General features: G+C 70.9%; 13 protein-coding genes. 6 read left to right on the plus strand and 7 right to left on the minus strand.

The window, feature by feature from the left end:
• Window positions 1-9: 9 nt before the first annotated feature.
• Both ACZ4W9_RS01685 and ACZ4W9_RS01690 read right to left on the minus strand, forming a co-directional pair.
• Window positions 10-210 carry a DUF397 domain-containing protein gene (locus tag ACZ4W9_RS01685; RefSeq protein WP_467932474.1) on the minus strand — a complete coding sequence of 67 codons (201 nt, stop codon included), beginning with the start codon at window positions 208-210 and terminating at the stop codon, window positions 10-12.
• The gene (locus ACZ4W9_RS01690; protein WP_467932475.1) at window positions 207-1,049 is read right to left on the minus strand and encodes a helix-turn-helix domain-containing protein; all 843 of its coding nucleotides are present in this window, start codon (window positions 1,047-1,049) and stop codon (window positions 207-209) included. Before ACZ4W9_RS01690 ends, ACZ4W9_RS01685 begins: the two co-directional genes overlap by 4 nt.
• 227 nt (window positions 1,050-1,276) lie before the next feature.
• On the opposite strand from ACZ4W9_RS01690, the gene ACZ4W9_RS01695 reads away from it, so the two are divergent.
• The gene (locus ACZ4W9_RS01695; protein WP_467932477.1) at window positions 1,277-2,353 is read left to right on the plus strand and encodes a hypothetical protein; all 1,077 of its coding nucleotides are present in this window, start codon (window positions 1,277-1,279) and stop codon (window positions 2,351-2,353) included.
• Here ACZ4W9_RS01695 and ACZ4W9_RS01700 read toward each other — a convergent pair.
• From ACZ4W9_RS01700 to ACZ4W9_RS01720, 5 genes are all read right to left on the minus strand, one after another.
• Window positions 2,296-3,771, minus strand: coding sequence for a hypothetical protein (locus ACZ4W9_RS01700; protein WP_467932478.1), 1,476 nt, complete (start codon window positions 3,769-3,771; stop codon window positions 2,296-2,298). The genes ACZ4W9_RS01695 and ACZ4W9_RS01700 overlap by 58 nt on opposite strands.
• A complete protein-coding gene (locus ACZ4W9_RS01705) occupies window positions 3,768-5,165 on the minus strand; it encodes a KGGVGR-motif variant AAA ATPase (RefSeq protein ID WP_467932479.1) in 1,398 nt (465 codons plus the stop codon). Before ACZ4W9_RS01705 ends, ACZ4W9_RS01700 begins: the two co-directional genes overlap by 4 nt.
• On the minus strand, window positions 5,162-5,638 hold the full coding sequence (locus ACZ4W9_RS01710; protein WP_397952148.1) for a hypothetical protein: 477 nt from the start codon (window positions 5,636-5,638) through the stop codon (window positions 5,162-5,164). The genes ACZ4W9_RS01705 and ACZ4W9_RS01710 overlap by 4 nt, the downstream gene beginning before the upstream one ends.
• A 72-nt stretch (window positions 5,639-5,710) precedes the next feature.
• Window positions 5,711-6,145 (minus strand): hypothetical protein, encoded by a 435-nt coding sequence (locus ACZ4W9_RS01715; protein ID WP_467932481.1) that lies wholly within the window; start codon window positions 6,143-6,145, stop codon window positions 5,711-5,713.
• Between the two features lie 27 nt (window positions 6,146-6,172).
• Entirely contained in the window at window positions 6,173-7,810 is a 1,638-nt protein-coding gene (locus tag ACZ4W9_RS01720) for a restriction endonuclease fold toxin-2 domain-containing protein (RefSeq protein WP_467932482.1), read from the minus strand.
• A gap of 218 nt (window positions 7,811-8,028) precedes the next feature.
• Between ACZ4W9_RS01720 and ACZ4W9_RS01725 the strand changes: the two genes are divergently transcribed.
• The 5 genes from ACZ4W9_RS01725 to ACZ4W9_RS01745 all read left to right on the plus strand — a co-directional run bounded on the left by ACZ4W9_RS01725 (window position 8,029) and on the right by ACZ4W9_RS01745 (window position 18,816).
• Window positions 8,029-8,475 (plus strand): ATP-binding protein, encoded by a 447-nt coding sequence (locus tag ACZ4W9_RS01725; protein WP_467932483.1) that lies wholly within the window; start codon window positions 8,029-8,031, stop codon window positions 8,473-8,475.
• 231 nt (window positions 8,476-8,706) lie between these two features.
• A complete protein-coding gene (locus ACZ4W9_RS01730; protein WP_467932484.1) occupies window positions 8,707-12,597 on the plus strand; it encodes a BREX-2 system ATPase PglY family protein in 3,891 nt (1,296 codons plus the stop codon).
• Window positions 12,597-15,329 carry a BREX-2 system phosphatase PglZ gene (gene pglZ, locus ACZ4W9_RS01735; RefSeq protein ID WP_467932485.1) on the plus strand — a complete coding sequence of 911 codons (2,733 nt, stop codon included), beginning with the start codon at window positions 12,597-12,599 and terminating at the stop codon, window positions 15,327-15,329. Before ACZ4W9_RS01730 ends, pglZ begins: the two co-directional genes overlap by 1 nt.
• Window positions 15,326-16,675, plus strand: coding sequence for a BREX system ATP-binding protein BrxD (brxD, locus tag ACZ4W9_RS01740; RefSeq protein WP_467932487.1), 1,350 nt, complete (start codon window positions 15,326-15,328; stop codon window positions 16,673-16,675). Before pglZ ends, brxD begins: the two co-directional genes overlap by 4 nt.
• Window positions 16,672-18,816: a DEAD/DEAH box helicase gene (locus ACZ4W9_RS01745; protein ID WP_467932488.1), complete on the plus strand. Its 2,145-nt coding sequence runs from the start codon at window positions 16,672-16,674 to the stop codon at window positions 18,814-18,816. Before brxD ends, ACZ4W9_RS01745 begins: the two co-directional genes overlap by 4 nt.
• Window positions 18,817-18,834 lie beyond the last annotated feature (18 nt).

Consider the following 18,834-nt stretch of genomic DNA (forward strand, 5'->3'; position numbering starts at 1 on the left):
TCGCACTGTTCAGCCGCGCGCGGCCATCCGCACGAACGCCGCCCATCCATCAGCGCCGACGGAGAGAAACGCTTCCTCCGGCCGCTTGGAGTCACGGACCAGCACGGCCGTACCCGCGTCCGCGACCTCCACGCACTGACCGCCATCACCCGCGCTGTAGCTGCTCTTCACCCAGGTCAGCCCGGCTACCTGATCGGCGTTGGCCTTCACAACTCTCCTAAGAGCTTCTCGATCCAGGCCAGCGATTCCTTGGGGTTCTTGGCTTGCGCCCTCAAAACGCCATACGTCGACTCGAACCCCTGGACCCTCGCCGGTTCCGCGTGCAGGGTGCTGTGGCTCTGCACCTCCGTGTAAGCCATCCTGCGCCCTGAGCGCGTAAGGATCAACGTAAACGGCCCTGCTACCCCGCCGTGCTCATCGCGATCCGTGGGCATCACCTGGATCTCGACGTTTCGTTCGTGGCCCATCATCAGCAGGTGTTCCAGCTGGGCCCGGTGCACTTCCTTGCCGCCGAGGGGCCGCAGGAAGACGTGCTCCTCGATGACGAAGCTCAGCAGCGGTTTGGGACGGCGCGAGAGTAACTTCTGCCGGTCCAAACGGGCGGTCAAGCGCTGCTCCACCGTTTCCGCATCCAATAACGGGCGCCACATCTCGAAGACGGCTCGCGCGTACTCCTCGCACTGCAACAGACCGTTTACCAAGTGCGCGTCATACACATGCAGTTCGTCTGCCTCGGCCTCATAGCTGACGAACTTGCGGAAGAACGACGGATACCGCGCCTTGGCCACCTCGTCCTTCATGGCCACCAGCACGCCCCGCGCCCCCACCACCCGGTCCACGGCGTCGATCAGCTCCGGCTTGGGAATCCTCCGCCCCTGCTCCACCGCCGCGATCTGCGCCTCGCCGTACCCGACCAGGCTCCCCAGCTCCGCCTGAGTCAGCCCGGCCGCCTCCCGCAGAAGCTTCATCTGCCGGCCGAAGCAGCGCAGGAACCCGACGTTCGAGTCCGGCTCGGCACCACCCGTACCCGAATCGGCACCCGTATCCATGGCCGCACACTAGGACGCCAGTACGCCAACCCACGCCCCAACAGGCACAAGTTGCCTCGTGTGAGTGAACGACTCCCCACGAAAGCTTTCTTCACTCAACGCGTCCGCGCGGCCACTTTGCGTGCGCTACCGTCACTCCCAGCAGCAACACACAAAACGGCCCCCGCGACGGCTTGCACCCGTCAGCGAGGGCCTGTACCACCAGTGGAAGTAGGGCTCCCACAGTGATGTACCGGCACCATATCGCGCCCCTGCGCGCCTACACCCAGTTCTCCCACGACATCATCCGGCACCCCCGGCTCTCCTCCGACGCCGTACGCCTTCTCACCTGGCAACTCTCGCTCCCCCAGGGGGCGCGAGAATCCCTGTCCCGTACGGCTGAACGCGCGAACATCGGCGCCTGCGCCTTCACCCGCGCCAAGCGCCAGCTCAAGGACGAGGGGTTTGTGCACGAGCGGCGCGTCCAGGGTCCCGGCGGTCGCTGGGTGACCCAACAACTCGTCTCCAACGTGCCGTTGAGCGAGGCTGAGGCCGCTAAGCTCCTCGGGCGGATGCCCGTATCCGCGCACGTCGCACCGGGTCCCCGCAATCCGGCGGTCGGTGAGCGGACCGGTCGGCCCGCCGACGGTCATCCCTATGGCGACACCTGTGTGAACACCCCCAACCGACCCCCCAAGCCCCCCGAGGACGCCGCCGATGCCTCCGCACCCGCCGAAGCCCCCGAAGCCGCGCACGCCACGGCAGCCCCGCAAGCCGCGCAAGCCCCGGAGGTGGACCGGGGCAGCGAGCGCCCCGATCCCGGCCCTCACCTAGACGCGTCCCGCGCCCTCGCCCACGCCTACCGCGACCTGGACCCGGCCCTGCGCCACATCCCCCGGGCCATGGATGCCGAGCTGACGGACCTCACCGCGCGCTGGCTGGCCGCCGGGCATCCGCCCACCGCCATCCGCGGGCACATCCTTCGCGGCCTCCCCGGCGACGGGGCCCCCGTCCACCGCCCCGGCGGTCTGCTGCGCTACCTGCTCCGCGAGGTGCCACCAGTCCCTACCCCGGCCGCACCCGAGCCCCAGCCCACCCCAGCCCAGGAACCCACGCCCGTCCGCCCCCTCTCCCCCCGCCTCCACGGCACCCGTGAATGCGAGGGCGACCACGTCCAGTCCGTCCTCTTCCGGCCGGTCGGGGACGAGATGCTCTGCCCGCGCTGCGCCGCAGTCGACGCCCTGTCAGCGCTGCCTGACCAACCGGCTCAGTTGGCCACCCTCGGAACGCCGCCCTTGCGGCCCACGCCGAAGGCGATGCGGTAGACGTCCGGCAGGTCGATGCGGCCGTCCCGGCGCTGGCGCATCACGCCCAGGCCGACGAGTTCCTCGATCAGCAGGGCCGGGTCCTCCGGGTAGCGCGGTCCGGTGCGCACCAGGAAGTCGTCGTCCGGGTCGCTGGGCACGTACCGTTCGGCTTCCTTGTGCAGGGCGTCGACCAGCCGGTGCTCACGCCAGAGGGCTTCCACCTTGTCCCGTTCGATCGGCACCTGGTGGCCGGCCAGCGGCTCGATCGCCAGGCGTACCCACGGCATGTCCTCACTGACCTCGGCGACCCGGGTCTCGGACGCCGTCTGCACGCCCCGGCGGATGCCCTCGTGGTGCAGGGCGAACTCGTGGCCCGCGTACTGGTCGCGGGTCTCCGAGAGCGCCTTCTGCAACGCGCTGAGGAAGCTGCGCGGGCTGACCTGCTCGACGCCGTCCATCAGGTGGTTGGGCAACCAGGTGAAGGTGTGGCCCTTGCGGAAGTTGGAGCCCATGTAGGGGCCCGCTATCACGGTGAACTGCTCCTGCTGGGACTGCTCGTCACCGCTGAGCAGTGCCGGGGGGACGAAGCGCCGGCCGTCGGCCTCGGGCTGCCAGCCACCCGTCAGGGCACGGAAGCGGGCGGCCAGCTCGCCGTCGTGATTGCCCAGGGTGTGGAAGAGCAGCCCGTAGAGGTTGGCGCGGGACCAGGTCAGGGCCGCCGCGTTGGAGGTCAGCTTGGACGCGTCCGGGAAGTGCAGCAGCGCGCCGTCGTACATGTCGGGGCGGATGAACACCTTGAAGCGGATGCTGCGCGTGCCCAGGCGCATGGCGAGGGCCAGCTCCAGGATGCCGCTCACCAGCCGGTCGGCCTGGGAGCGGACCCGGTGCAGGTGTTCCAGGGCGTCGAAGAGGATGAGGTGGGTGATCCCCTTCCCGTGCGCCTCCCGGTCGACGGTCTGCACCGTGCGCTCGGCCGCGCCCGGGTTGTTGCGCACCCAGGTCGCCCTGTCCCGCCACTCGGACAGCTCGCGCAGTTCCGGCTGGCCGAAGGCGGTCAGCAGGACGGCGTACCAGAGGTCGTAGGGGCGGACGCCCTCCTCCACCAGCTGCCTCAGGTTGCCCGGCCCGGGGTAGAGATCGGGTTCCAGGGCCGCCCCGTAGCCGCGGGACACCCTGACGCGCCGCAGGCGTTCGATGCCGTACTCCTGGGCGGCGACCTCGCGCAGCGTCTCGTCGAGCAGCGAGCGGTACCAGAAGGTCTTGCCGACGCCGCGGCCGCCGCGGACCACCGTGCTGTCCACGTAGAGGGCGGCACGGTGAGTGTCCGGCGTGAACAGGCTCCGGACGTTCGGCTCGGCGGTGTCGGCGTCCGTGGCCTCCGGGAGGGCCGCGGCGAGGAGGTCGCGGTACTCCTCGACGCCCAGTGGGGTGCTCATCGCGGTCCTTCGCTGCTCTGCGGATCTGCGGTGATCAGGAGCGTAGCGGTGGGCAGGAAGTCCCGGTACGCCGCCTGCACGAAAGCCCGGTCCTGCCAGCCGGGGACGGAGACGGCATCCAGGCCGACGAGTCCGGGTTCGAACAGGATCGGAATGGGGTGGTGCGGCGCCGCCTCGTCCTCCAGGAAGGGGGAGAACGTGTCGAGGTCCAGCTCGTTCGTCTCCGGGTCCGGGACGTCGTCGTCGTACAGCAGCGAGAACGCCTCCCAGGCGTGCTCGCGGAACGACTCCAGGTAGGCGTCCCTGGGGCGCAGTGGCGAGTCGGGCACCATCGAGGCCACCATGCGCAGCTTCTCGCGGATCGCCGGTGCCTGCCCGGAGAGGAGCCACGCCTCGAAGAGGTCGCCGTAGCCCTCCCAGGTCTGTGCGTTGTCCGTGCCGAACAGCAGGGCCAGGTCGCACAGGCGGGAGATGGTGACGGCGGCGATGTCGTGGATGCCGGCGCGGCTGTCGAGCAGCACGACGTCGGGACGGCGGCCGCTGTCCCCGTCCAGGGCCACCGCGTCCTCGCAGGCGCGTACCGCCTGCTCCAGCCGGTCGGCGAAGTCGGCGCCGGGGACGTCCGCATACACCCGGTTCAACTTGTCGACGTAGGCGTACGGCACGCCCGGCGTCCCCCGGCCCCGGGCGGGCGCCACCCACAGTTCGCCCCGTCCGCCGCGCGGCTCGTAGCCGGTGCGGACCACCAGCTCCAGGCCTTCCGCGTTGCCGACGGCGGACTCGACGAGCTGGTCGATGACGCCGTGCGGGGGCAGTTCCGTCCCGGCGGCGACCAGCGGGCCGACACCCGGCGACTCCAGGTCCAGGTCCACGACGAGCACGATGTGGCCCTGGTCGGCCAGGTGTCGGGCGAGGACGGCGGTGGCCGTGCTGCGGCCGACACCGCCCTTGAACCCGTACAGCGCGGTGCGGTGGGTTCGGGAGCCGTCCGCCTCCGGGGCGGGCGTGGACACCTGCGCCCAGTCCTCGCCCACCACCGTGTTGTCGAGGATCCGTACCCGGCCCGCGGGCCGCTCCGGGTCCCGGACGGCCCGCTCCGAGTCGAGCAGGCCGTCGGCGGAGAAGAGGCCGGACGCCCGCATCAGCGGACGGTCGGCGGCGTACCGGCCGAGTTCCCGGGCGAGACGGGGGCCGTAGTCGTCCTCCAGGCCCGCGAGCGCGGGCGGCAGCGGCTGCGCGCGGTCGTCGACGATGAGGGTGAACCGGCCCAGCACGTCCCGTACGGCGAGCACGTCCACCCCCGCTGCCGCCACTTCGTGGGCCAGGTCCAGGGCGCGCACGCGCGCCTGCGCGAACCGCACGGGTTCGCCGGACGGGTCTGAAGCGAGGGTCACGGCAGCCTTCCGGTGATGAGCGCCTGCTCGTGCAGACGAAGTATGTTTTCGGCCACGGTACGCCGTTGCCGCACGTCCGCCTCGACGACGTCGCTGCCGTCGCGGTAGCGGTCGTGCACCGACCAGGTGTCGAAAGCCGTCAGACCGCCGAGCGCGGCGGCCAGGCGCGTCGCCGACCTGCCGTGCGTCAGGAGTGCCACGTCGGTGGCCACCCACGGAAGGTGGCTGTAGGAGACCACCTTGCCGGTCGTGGGGTTCTCGCCCCAGGGCATCGTGGCGGCTTTCCCGTTGGGCTTGGGATCCATCGAGACCGCCGTGAAGCGGAGCAGCAGACTCTTCAGGGCGCACTCGACCGCGAACCCGAAGTGATGGTCCGCGTTGGGCAGCCGCGCCGCGTCATGGAGAAAGACGGCGTCCTTGAAGTGACGAAGGGCCGCATGTGCGAAGTGGTGCTCCGCTGGTTTCACCGACACGTTCCGGATCTTAGGGCCTGATTCGCTCGAACGGCCCAAGGAAGCTCCCCGGAGAGGTTCCCGGACCGCGGCTCAGCGTTCGACGACGCGGATATGGTGCTTCAGTTCCTCGGCGATGCTCGCCGTGTCGCCGGTCGGGGGTAGGCGCCAGTCCGTCTCGATGCCCGCCTCCACGGCCGGTTCGGAACTGAAGCGGATCAGGTCCGGGGAAGCGACGTACGAGTCCCGGAGCCAGGCGATGAACACGGCCGCCTCTTCGGCGGTGTTGTCCACGAGGACCACCGTGTCCCTGCCTTCGTTGCTGGCGAAGCCGGTGAACTCGATGCCCTCGTCCGTCACCGCCCAGAAGGCCAGGCGCAGTTGCCTGCCCTGCCGGGTCTCGTACCGCACTTCGGCAAACGCGGCGTCGAGGGCGGCGCCGAAGGCAGCCAGGTCCAGGTTCCAGCCGGCGGGGTCCTTGGCGGGCGCGTAGAGCAGGAAGGTCGTCTGGTATTCGTCGAGGTCCACAGCGGGAGGCGTCCTTCTTCGTCGGGGTCAGGGCACGTACCGGGAGGTGCCCTTGACCCCCTGTGCCGCCATGAGCGTCTGCCAGTACGCGGCAGCGTCATTGTCGTTGGTGACGATCTCCAGGCCGCGGATCTGCTCGTGCTGCGTCATCGCCTGCCGGTAGTCGTCGAGTTCGTCCTCGTCCTTACCGACGAGGATGTCCTTCTTGCTCCACTTCTTCTTGCCGTTCTTGTCGTACTTGTCTTCGAGCGCGAAGGTGTCGGGCGTGCGCCACGAGTTCTTCTTGCACTCGTCGTCGGTGTCCTTGACGTACTTCGCGTCGATCATGTAGCCGTCGGCCGGCCGCATTCCGTCGGCGGCGATGGCTCCCTTACGAGCTTCCGCGGGGAGCGGTATGAGCCGTTCGGGATACCCGGCTGTCCGCAACTGATAGGCGTTGGCGGGGTCGGTCGTGCTGGTGCCCTTTCCACCGAATCCCATGGGCCGCAGCGTGTTCACCCATGCCTCGAACTCCTTCCGCTCGCCGGTACTGAGCAAGCGGGTGGTACCCGGCTCCGGCGGCAGGGGGTCCTTGAACGGGAGGCTGGGGTCGGGGTCCCGGTAGACGGCCGGTATCACGCCCGGCAGGCCGCCTTTGTACGACGCGAGAGCCAGCGGGACGGGGACGGGAACCGGTTCGGGCAGTGGGAGCAGCGGCAGACCGGGGAGGCCGGGAGAGCCGGCCGAGCCGTGGGGGAGCTTGACGCGCTTCTCGGAGTCGTCGAGGGAATGCGCCACGTCGCCGAGCCGGTGGATCCACGGGTCGCCGAGCACGGCGTCGAGGAGACCGCCGTCATCACCGTTGCCGCCGAACATGGGCGAGTCCCACGGCATGTCCACGTGGAAGGGGTCCACCCGGTCCTCGGTGATCTGCCTCTTGGCCGCCTCGACGTGATCGGCGTACCGTTCGCACGCCTTCGCCAGCTGGGTGCAGGCCGCCACGAGGTTGGCGACCAGCGGCTCGTCCGGATGGGCCCGCTCCGGCGGCGCGGCGAAGCCGACGAAGCCCTTGAAGTAGCTACGGAACGCGTCCGCGGCCTCTCCGGAATGGGCCTTGTCCGCAGTATGGGCGTACGCCTGCGCGTCCTCCAGGAAGCGCGTCATCAGCTTCGCGCCGCGACGCCAGGTACCCGCCACGTCCCGCAGCTTCTCCGGAGAACCGCGGAAGCGGTCACTCATTCCGGCAGGCGCGTACTGGTCGTACCAGGCGGTTTCGCCGACGACCTCCGGAAGCTCCTGCCCGCGCCCCAGGAAACTCTCGGAGCAGTCCGCAGCAGGGTCACCCATCCGGTAGGTCACGTCCACCTGCCGGCCGAGGATCGCCGAGGCGACGCTGCTCTCCTGCGCCATCAGCTCCCGGCAGGTGCGCATCAGCCCTTTGCCCGTCTCGCCCATCACGTAGGCGCTGAAGCCGATCATGTCGAGTGTCGTGGCGGCCGCGGACTCGTACACCTTCGCGAACGCGCGTCCCGCGTCGTCGTCCCCGGCCATGCCGTGCTGCCGGTCGAGTTCGTGGAAGAGCGCGATGGCCGTGTCCCGGGTGCCGACCATGACCGTGTCCACCATGCCCATGGACGCCTTGACCATGCCCTCCACGATCAGCTTCAGGTCTGGTGACAGCCCCACGCGTTCCCCCAGTACTCACTCGCCCGCAAGCAGGATGATCAGATCTCCGTTCTATCGCACAGAGGTCCGGAAGGCGGCGCCGCGGCAAGCCAAAGAGGATCTCTCTCCAGCAATCGCTCCCCGACAACCCCCACACCAAGCCACCCCACCTCTACAACCTGGGGCCGTGGGGCTGTCTTCCCTGGTCAGGCGCGTCCGGGAACGAAAACCTTGGGTGCATGACCACCCCTCCCCACAACATCACTCCAGGGCCGGGCCGCGAGACCGGCTTCACGTTGCGGTTCACGGCGACTCCGCGCGGCGCCCGTCTCGCCAGGCGTCTCGCTTCCCAGCAGATGGACGCCTGGGGCTGGCACTACGGCACACCCGTGCACGACACGGTCGAGCTGCTCGTCGCCGAGCTGGCCGCCAACGCCGTCACTCACGGACGGGTCCCCGGGCGCGATGCCGAGCTGCGGCTGAGCGCCGAGGCCGGACGGGTGCGGGTGGAGGTGAGCGACACCCGTGGGGAGCGCCTGCCCGTCGCCCGGGCCGTCCCGGCCGACGGGGACGGTGGTCGCGGTCTCGTCCTGGTCGCGGCACTCGCCAAGGAGTGGGGCACGGCACCCCGCGCCGGAGCGCCCGGCAAGACCGTGTGGGCCGTCGTGTCCGGTGAGGCCCGGTGACGGAACCCGGCCGACGCACCGGCCCGAGGCGCTGGACGCCCGAGCCGGACGGCCGACAAGGAGCGCCGGGGCCCTGATCGCCGGCCTCGGGGCCGGCCGCCCATGCTCCCCCGTGCCGCAAGCGCTCACTGTCTCCTCCCTCGAGGCGCCCCTTTCCCTCCAGACCCTGGTGGCGACCTGGCAGGATAAGGGAGACGTGTGAGGAATGCCGTGGGGAGCGGGGAGCAGCTGATGGCCAGAGGCGGCGACACTGTCGTACTGAGGGACGTCCTCGACATCAAGGAGGACGTGTACGCCGGCGATTTCAAGGTAGAGCTGTCCCAGGGGTTCGCGGGGAACTCGGCCGGACGGGTCGAGGAGTACGTCGTCACCCCTCAGCTCCGGGGGGAGTTCGACAAGGCCCTGAAGCTCGTGCGCGGCGCCGTGCGCAAGAATGCCTCGTACGCGGCCTACCTCCACGGCTCCTTCGGCGCCGGTAAGAGCCACTTCCTGACCGTCCTGCACGCCGTCCTCAACGGGGAGCCGGCCGCCCGGGCCAAGCCGCGGCTGCGGGAGGTCATCGCCGAGCACGACGAGTGGCTGCGCGGGAAGAAATTCCTGATGGTGCCGTACCACCTGGTCGGCGCGGCCAACCTGGACGAGGCGCTGCTCGGCGGGTACGTGCGGGCCGTGCGCGAGCAGCACCCGGAGGCCTCCACGCCGACCGTGTTCCGCTCCGACGCGATGCTGGCCGACGCCCGGCGGATGCGTGAGCAGCTCGGGGACGATGCGTTCGTGCGGCTGCTGCCCGCCGAGGGCGGTGCCGCGGCCGGTGACGACGACGATGACGAGCTCCAGGTGATCGGCGCCGGTGGGGCGTGGACGTCCGGTGAGCTGGACGACGCCTTCTCCGCTCCCGCCGGGGACCCGCGCCGTGAGCGTCTGGTGTCCGCGCTGCTCACGGGGCCGATGCGGTCGTACGCGGAGAGTGCGCGCGGTGATGCCGCGAAGTACGTGCCGCTGGAGAACGGGCTCGCCGCGATCAGCCGGCACGCCCGCGTGCTGGGCTACGACGGAGTCGTGCTCTTCCTCGACGAACTGGTGCTGTGGCTCCAGGCCCACATGAAAGAGCGCACCTTCGTCAACAGCGAGATCCAGAAGCTGGTGAAGCTGATCGAGTCGGGGGACGCCGACCGGCCCGTGCCGATCGTGTCGTTCATCTCGCGCCAGCGCGACCTCTCGCAGCTCGTCGGTACCGACGTCCTCGGCGCCGACGTCAAGGCGATGGAACAAGCGCTCGAATACCTCAACGAGCGGTTCGACACCGTCGATCTGGAGGACCGCAACCTGCCGGAAATCATCAAGGAGCGGGTACTGAAACCGCTGCCCGGCAAGGAGACGGTGCTGGAGAACGCCTTCGGCGGAGTCGACCGGTCCAACCAGCAGGTCAAGGACATCCTGCTCGACGGCGGGGGCGCCACCCATGCCGGCTGGGAGGACTTCCGCGCCGTCTACCCCCTCTCCCCCGCGCTGCTCAACGTCCTGGTCGCCCTCTCCGGCGCCCTCCAGCGCGAGCGCACCGGTCTCAAGCTGGTCCAGCAGCTGCTGCAGAAGAACGCCGACGCCGCCGTCGGACAGCTGATCCCGCTGGGCGACCTGTGGGACGTCCTGGTCGACGGCACCGGTGCCGCCTTCACCGACAAGCTGAAGCGCGAGTCCGAGGCGGCCGTGAAGTTCTACGCCAAGGCACGCGCCCACCTGCTGGAGAAGTACGGCTCGGACACGCACGCCGACTTCCTGGCCGACGACCGGTTCGTCAAGACCCTGCTGCTCGGGGCGCTGGCACCGGACGTGCCCGCGCTGCGACGACTGACCGGGGCGCGGCTGGCGGCTCTCAACCACGGCTCGGTGCGTTCCCGGACCGTGCCCGCAGGTGACGTGGTCGTACGCCGGATGCGTGACCTCCAGGCCGCGTTCCCGTCCGAGGTGCGCTCGGACGGCGAGGCCGACCCGGTCTTCTCGCTGCACCTGTCCGAGCTGGACATCGAACCGCTCCTCGACGCCGTCGCCGAGGAGGACAAGGCGGGCGTGCGCCGGGTCTGGCTGCGGGACCGGCTGTGGGAAGCCGTGGGCGTCCGGGACGGGCAGTTCGTCGCGGAGAAGGAGATCATCTGGCGCGGCACCCGGCGCATCGCCGAGTTCGTCTTCGGCAACGTACGGGACCGCGCCGACCTGCCGGACGAGCAGTTCACCCCCTCGACCGCGGGCAACGTGCGGTTCGTCGTGGACTACCCCTTCGACGACGGCGACCACTTCCCGAGCGACGACTTCCACCGCGTCGAGCAGCTCAGGAAGGACGGACTGACCGCGCCGACCCTGGTGTGGCTCACCGACTTCTTCTCGGACCAGCGCAGGGCCCAGCTCGGCCGGCTCATGCGCATCAACTTCCTGCTGGAGCGCGACCGGCTCACCGACTACACCGGGAACTTCCCGCCCGACGACCGGGCCAAGGTCCGGCGGCAACTGGAAGTGGCCCGTGACACGCTCACCGACCAGCTCACCGGCGCTCTCGCCGAGGTGTACGGGCTGGCCCGGCCGACGGACTCCAACCCGGGCCCAGAGGTGCCCGACGGCCGCCACGTGCTCTCGCTCCAGCCGGAGTTCTCACAGCCCCGTGAGGAAGGCGGCAAGGGTTTCGAAGCGAACGTGCAGCACCTGGCCGACGGGATGTTCTCCGCTCTGTACCCCAAGCACCCCGACTTCGGGCTCGACAGCAAGGGACAGCGCAAGCCCGTCACGGCCGCCGAGCTGCGCACCGCCCTGGAGTGGATCACCCGGGCGATGGACGAGGGCGGGCGCGCCCAGAACGTCGACAGCCACCACCTGAAGACCGTCAAGCGGGTCGTTGAGCCGCTTGAACTGGGCACGGTGCACGACGGTCCCCTCGTCATGCGACAGGACTGGCGCTCCCGGATCAACCAGGCCGCCGCGGCGCACAAGCAGCGCGGCGACCTCGGCGTCGAGGACATCCGTACCTGGATCACCAAGGACCTCGGTTACACCGGGCTCGACAAGCTCACCGGCAACCTGATCATCGCCTCCTACGCGCTGCTCGACGACCGGGCCTGGGCCTTCCAGGGCGGGCCGGAACGCGAGGCGCCCACGCTCCAGGAGATCGGCCCCGGCTGGTCGCTGCGTGCGCAGCCGCTGCCCAGTGAGGAGGAGTACGCGGCGGCCCGGGACCGGGCAGCCCGCCTGTTCGGCGTGTCCGCCAAGCCGAACGTGTATGCCCGCAACGTCAACCGGCTCGCCGAGGACATCCGCACCAAGGCCGAAACCTGGGAAAGGGAGGTCGCCGGGGTACGGGCCTCACTGGACCGGCATGCCGCCCTGCTCGGTCTCGATGCTCCGGACCAGGCTGCCCCCCGGGTTGCCATCCTGCGTGAGGCCGCCGGTCTGCTCGCCCGGCTGACCCGGCACGGAAGCGACGCCACGGCGCTCGTCCGCGAGCTGGCCGGAGCCTCGTACTCCGCAGGCGAACGGGACCTGAACACCGCGATGGGCAGCGCCGGAGAGGTGCTGCGGGCGCTGGACGACGCCGCGTGGCCGGTCCTGACCAACGTACGGGGCCTGACCGGCCGCGAGGACGGCGTGGGAGACCGGGCCCGGCGGCTCTTCGACGAGATCGCCCAGGCCGCCCGTGCCTCCGAGTTCGAACGGTCGCTGGTCCCGGTGCTCGGCCAGGCCGGCGACAAGGCGAACGCGATCATCAATGCCGCGCTCCAGGTGGAGAACGTGTTCGCACCGCGGCAGGAAGCCGCTCCGGGCGCGCAGGACGTCAGGGTGAACGAGCCGGAGGTGGCCACCCACCATCCGCAGCCGACACCCGCCGCCGTCCCTCCCCAGCCGGAAACCGTCCCCAGCGGGGAAACAGACATGACGGCCCGCACTCCGGGATCCGGCCGACGGCTCATCGCCGCGGTCGGGACCACCCCGCTGGAGGAGCGGCTCGCCGGTGAGCTCGCCGGCGTCCGTGACGACATCCGGGCCTTCCTGGCCGCCCATCCGGGCGCCACCGTGGCGGTGAGCTGGCAGCCGGTCGAGTCCGCCGACTCTGGGCAGGACACCGAGGAGGCGCACTGATGGCGGCCCGGCCCGCCGCCGGGCGACGCGCCATCGAGGTACTGCTCGAAGCGGAGCTGCCCCGCGCCGAGGGGCGTCGGCTCGTGCTGGTCGACGCCGTGTGGGCGGGCGGTGAGGAGGAGCGCGAGTTCACCGTGAAGGTGGGCGGCACCGCCCGGCGCGTGCACGTCACCGACCAGGACTCGCCGCTCGGGATCGCCGAGGCCTGGCGGCGGCACACCACCGACACCGACCGCGCCGGGGACAGCGTCCTGGTGGTCACCGGCAAGGTCCCCGCCGACCAGCTCGGCTGGGACCTGCGAGGCCACGCGGTGCGGCGCCGGCCACTGGCCGTGGAGCGGGCAGACATCGTCAAGCAGCTGTTCGGCGCCGGTGACCTGGACACCCGGATGGTGCGCGAGACCTGGCTCCTGGATGCGCTGCTGGAGGCCGAACCGCCCGGCGGCTGGCCCAGGGTGGGCTCCGTACTCACCCGTGACAGGGCCGTGCGAGCGCTGCTCGCCGCCCGCGTCGGCCTCGGCGACACGCGTGACGACTCCCTGGATCTCGACGCCGACACGCTGTTCGACTGGACCAGGGCCCCGGCCGGGCCCCGGCGCTACGCCGAACTGCCCGAACAGGAGCGTGCCGGCCTGGCCTCCTGGCTGGAAGAGGTGACCGGCCCCGCCGCGCCCACGCTGCTCGCGCTCGCCGCGGACGGTCGCGGATCGGACGCGCTTCCCCTGGGTGCGCTCGCCGCCACCGCGCTGACCTGCCAGTCCGCCGCCGACGCCGGATTCGCGCTCGGCACACTCTTCGGCCGGGCTCTCGGCTCGTTCGACGCGCTCACCCCGTACGCGACGGCAGCCACCGGCGTCCTCAGCCGGTGGATCGCCCAGGCGGAGGCCGGCGGCAGCGCGGGCGCAGACGCCCGGGCCCGCGTCCTGACGGTGCTGGAGCGCGCCGATCAACTCGCCGAGACCGCCCACCTGACGAGTCTGCTGGCCGGGAACCGGCTGCTGCCCTCCGGCTACCGGACCCGCCTGCGCGCACTCGCCGCCGCACTCGACGGACGTCCCGAAGCCGCGCAGACCGCACTGCGGGACCTCGCCGACCACCAGCTCGCCCTCCTGCATTCCGACTCCACCGAGCGCGCCCGGACAGCCGTACGCCTGCTGCGCTGGCTCGACGCCCCGCAGCCCGCGCTGGACGCGGTCGGCAGCAGCGTGCGTCACCACTTGGAGTCGACGGGCTGGGTGGACCTTGCGACGGGGATCCTCGCCGAAGGCGACGCCTCGCGCGACAGCGAGGTCGGCGAGGCCTACCACCGGCTGATCGGCCGGGTCCGGGACCGGCGTCAGCAGCTCGACGAACAGTTCGCGGCGGCTCTGGCCGTCTGGGCGGAAAGGGCCTCGCCGCAAGCACCGCACGGGGCGCTCCTGATCGAGGACGTCCTGGCGGAGGCCGCCGCACCACTCGCCCGTGAGGGCGGGCGGCCGCTCGTCCTCGTCCTGGACGGCATGAGCGCCGACGTGGCCGTCGAACTCGCCGCCGGGCTGGACCGGCGGGCCTGGACCGAGATCGTGCCCACCGGGACGGCGGACCGTCGTGCCGGTCGGCTCGCCGCCGTAGCCATGCTGCCCACCCTCACCAAGATCAGCAGGGCATCGCTGCTGAGCGGTACGCCCGTCGAGGGCGGGCAGGAGGTGGAGCGCGCCGGGTTCACCGCCTTCTGGAAGAAGCGGCGCCGTGAGGCCGTCCTCTTCCACAAGGGCGGTTACGAGGGGACGGCAGGGCACCGCCTGGCGCCCGAACTGCTCGGCGCCCTGGCGGACGAGAAGAAGGTCGTCGGAGTGGTCGTCAACACCATCGACGACGCACTCGCCGACGGTCGTGAGAATGGACGCGCCCGATGGCGGATAGGGGACATCGCCAAGCTGTCCGACCTGCTCGGCGCAGCTCTCGGCGCGGGCCGTCCCGTTCTCCTCGTCTCCGACCACGGCCATGTCCTGGACCGCAGCCCCCGTGACACCGGTCCCACGGTGGTCGACGGGGTGCAGGGCGCCCGTTGGCGCACGGGCCCGGCCGGGCCCGGCGAGGTGGAGCTGTCCGGGCCGCGGGTACGGGCCGGAGGCGGCCGGATCACCGCCGCGTGGCGGGACGACCTGCGCTACACCGCCCGACAGGCCGGGTACCACGGCGGGGCGTCGCTCGCCGAGGTCACCGTGCCTGTCCTGGCCTTCGTGCCGTCCGGCAGCGAGATCCCCGCCGGCTGGACGGCACTGCCCGCCGAGCGTACGGCCCCCGAGTGGTGGCTGGGCGGTTCGGATCCGACGGAACCGCAGGAGCCGGCGCCGGCGCCCCGCGCCAGGGGGACGCGCAAGCAGCAGCACCAGTCCGAAGGGCTCTTCCCGCAGCCGGGCCACACCACACCCGGTGAGCAGACGGTGCGCAGCAAGCCATTCGAAAGCCAGCGTGAGTTCGTGCGCAACGCGCCCACCAACACGGCCGTGGCCGCGGCTCTCGACGCGCTCCTGGAAGCAGGAGGCAAACTGTCCCCGGCCGCCGTCGCGGCGGCCGCCCAAGCCGCCACCGGGAAATCCGAACGCAATCCCCAGCGGTTCGTCACCATGCTCGAACGGCTGCTCAACATCGACGGCTACCCCGTGCTCCAGCTGGTCGAGTCCGGACGCACCGTCCACCTCGACAGAGAGCTGCTGCGCCAGCAGTTCCCGGAAGGCACCCCACTGTGAGTACCCCGACCCCGAATCCGGCGGGCGCTCCCCCGGTCAGCGCCGCACGCGCCCGGGACGTCGTCGACGCGCTGCGCCGTGGCACCGTGCCGCAGCAGGGGCTCGGACTGTTCGCCGTCGGACTGGACCGATTCGCGGACGCTCTCGACGACGACCTGGCCACCGTCGCTCGCGGCGGGTCCGCCTTCCACGCACTGCGCGGCGAGTACGGCTCGGGCAAGACCTTCTTCGCCCGGTGGCTCGCCGAACGCGCCAAACGACGCGGCCTGGCCGTCAGCGAGGTGCAGATCTCCGAAACGGAGACCCCCCTGCACCGGCTGGAGACCGTCTACCGTCGGCTCACCGAACGGCTGACGACCGCCACCCATGCGCCGTCCGCGCTGCGGGCCGTGGTCGACTCCTGGTTCTACGCGCTGGAGGAAGAGGTCCTCGACGCCGGGGACGCCGACGAGAACGACGAGGCTGGGCTCGCCCGGGCCGTGGACGAGCTCCTTGAACGACGGCTGGCGGACGTGGCCCGCACGACGCCGGCCTTCTCCGCCGCGCTGCGCGGGTACCGGGATGCCGTGGCCGCCGGTGACGGAGCCCGCGCGGAGGCGCTCATCGCCTGGCTCGGAGGGCAGAAGTCGGTGGCGGCCTCCGCCAAGCGAGCCGCCGGGGTCCGTGGCGACCTCGACCACTTCGCGGCGCTCGGATTCCTCCAAGGGCTGCTGACGGTGCTGCGAGACTGCGGGCATCCCGGTCTGCTGCTGGTACTGGACGAGGTCGAGACACTCCAGCGGGTACGCGGTGACGTCCGGGAGAAGTCGCTGAACGCCCTGCGTCAGCTCCTCGACGAGATCGACGCCGGACGGTTCCCCGGCCTCTTCCTCGTCATCACCGGTACGCCCGCCTTCTTCGACGGGCAGCAAGGAGTGCAGCGCCTGGCACCGCTCGCCCAGCGCTTGGCCACCGACTTCACGACCGATCCGCGCTTCGACTCCCCGCGAGCGGTGCAGTTGCGCCTTCCCGGCTTCGACCTGGCCTCTCTCGGCCGGCTCGGCCGGAATGTGCGGAGCGTGTACGAAGCCACGGCCCGTCACCCCGAGCGCATCACGGCCCGTGCGGACGATGACTACCTGGACGAGTTGGCGTGTGCCGTCACCGGGTCGCTGGGCGGCAAGGCCGGGATCGCGCCGCGACTGTACCTGCGAAAGCTGGTCGCTGACGTCCTGGACCGGATCGATACCTTTGATGACTTCGATCCCCGCACCCACTACACGCTCACCGTGAAGGCGTCGGAACTGGACGAGACCGAACGGAACGCCGCCGCGAACGCCGGTGACGTGGAACTGGAACTTCCGTGAGCGCCGACGCGCTGGATCTGCTGGACCCGATTCTCACCCATCACATCGTCAACTCGCTCGGCTGGCGCTCGCTGCGGCCTCTCCAGGAACAGGCGATCGGCCCGCTCCTGGCCGGAAACGATGCCGTACTGCTCGCGCCGACCGCCGGCGGCAAGACCGAGGCAGCCTCCTTTCCCCTGCTCACCCGTGCGCAGCGGCACGGCTGGAAGGGCACAGGCATCCTGTACGTCACCCCGCTGAAGGCCCTTCTCAACAACCTGCATCCTCGTCTGGAGACGTATGCCGGCTGGGTGGGCAGGACGGCCGAACTGTGGCACGGTGACGTCGCTTCCACCCGGCGCCGCCGCATCCTGAACCAGCGTCCGGATTTGCTGCTGACCACTCCCGAGTCGCTGGAGGCGATGCTGGTCAGCACGCACGTGGACCATCGGGCCTTCTTCTCCGGGCTGCACAGCGTGGTGGTCGACGAGGTACACGCCTTCGCCGGAGACGACCGGGGGTGGCACCTGCTCGCCGTACTGGAGCGGCTTCAGAGAATCGTGGAGCGGCCGGTGCAGCGGGTCGGTCTGTCCGCCACCGTCGGTAATCCGCACGAACTGCTGGACTGGCTCCAGGGGTCCGGCAAGGGACGCCGTACGGGACAGGTCATCGCTCCCGGAGTAACGCTCCCGGGCACCGGGGGCCTGCCCGCCGCGGTGTCCGCCAGCGTGCCGCCGGGTGACATCGAGCTGGACTTCGTCGGCTCGGTCGCCAACGCGGCGACCGTCATCGCAGCCCTGCACCGCGGGGAGAAACGCCTCGTGTTCTGCGAGGCCCGGCGCACCGTCGAGGAGCTGGGCGAGCAACTCCGGCTTCGCGGTGTCACCACCTTCCTCTCGCACGCCTCGCTCTCCACCGACGAACGCCGAAGAGCGGAGGAGGCCTTCGCCGAGGCGCGGGACTGCGTGATCGTCTCGACCAGCACACTGGAACTCGGCATCGACGTGGGCGACCTGGACCGGGTGATCCAACTGGAGGCTCCGGCCACGGTGGCCTCGTTCATGCAACGGCTGGGCCGTACGGGACGCCGCCCGGGGACCACCCGCAACTGCCTGTTCCTCGCCGTGACCGATGCCGGTTTCCTCTCCGCAGCAGCCTTGCTGCTGGCCTGGTCCCGCGGCTGGGTGGAACCGGTGACCGCGCCTCCCGCCCCACGGCACCTGGTCGCGCAGCAGCTCCTTGCACTGTGCCTCCAGGAGCATCGGGTCGGGGAAAACCTGTGGCAAGAGTGGTGGGGCGGTCTCAGCCCGTTCGCGGCGGGGGCCGAACCCGTCGTACGGCACCTCGTCGAACAGGGCTACCTGGAACGCGACGGCGGCATGCTGTTCATCGGGCCTGAGGCGGAACGCCGCTTCGGCCACCGGCACTTCATGAACCTGACGGCCTCGTTCACCGCACCGCCCGAATTCACCGTGCTCAGCGGACGGACGGAGATCGGCCGCACGGACCCGGACCTGCTCACCGAGGACGTCGACGGACCCCGGAAACTGCTGCTGGCGGGCCGCAGCTGGCTGGTGACGTACATCGACTGGCGACGCAGGCGCTGTTTCGTCGAACCCGTGGACGAGGGTGGACGTGCCAAGTGGAGCGGCTTCGGCCCGGACCGCGTCCGCTCCTTCGAGCTGACCCGCGCCGCCCGCGAGGTCCTGCTCGGTGCCGATCCCCCGGTGCGGCTCACCCGCCGGGGCGAGGCGAAGCTCGCCGAGGCCCGGGAGGCGCACCTCGACGTGGTGCACCCGGCAGGGACCGTCATCACCCGCCGCGGTGCCGACGACGTGCGCTGGTGGACGTGGGCGGGGCACCGGGCGAATGCCACGCTGGCCGCGTCGCTGCCGTCCGTCGTTCTGCGCCACCGCTTCGTCGACGACCGCTTTGTCCGCTTGCGCGACGACGTGGCGCGCGAGGCCTGGCGAACGGCGGTTGCAGACACCTCGTCGGGCCTGACCCTTCCCGAGGTGGACACCCGCGCGGTCCGGGGCCTCAAGTTCGCGGAGGCTCTGCCCCAGCGGCTTGCGGAGGCCACGCTCGCGGCCCGTCTGGCGGACGAGGAGGGGGCCAGAGCCGCGCTCACAGAACCCGTACGGTTCGTCAAGTCCCTGTAGGGGCTCGCGGGGTGGCGC

Source organism: Streptomyces sp. NPDC029296, from assembly GCF_055569255.1.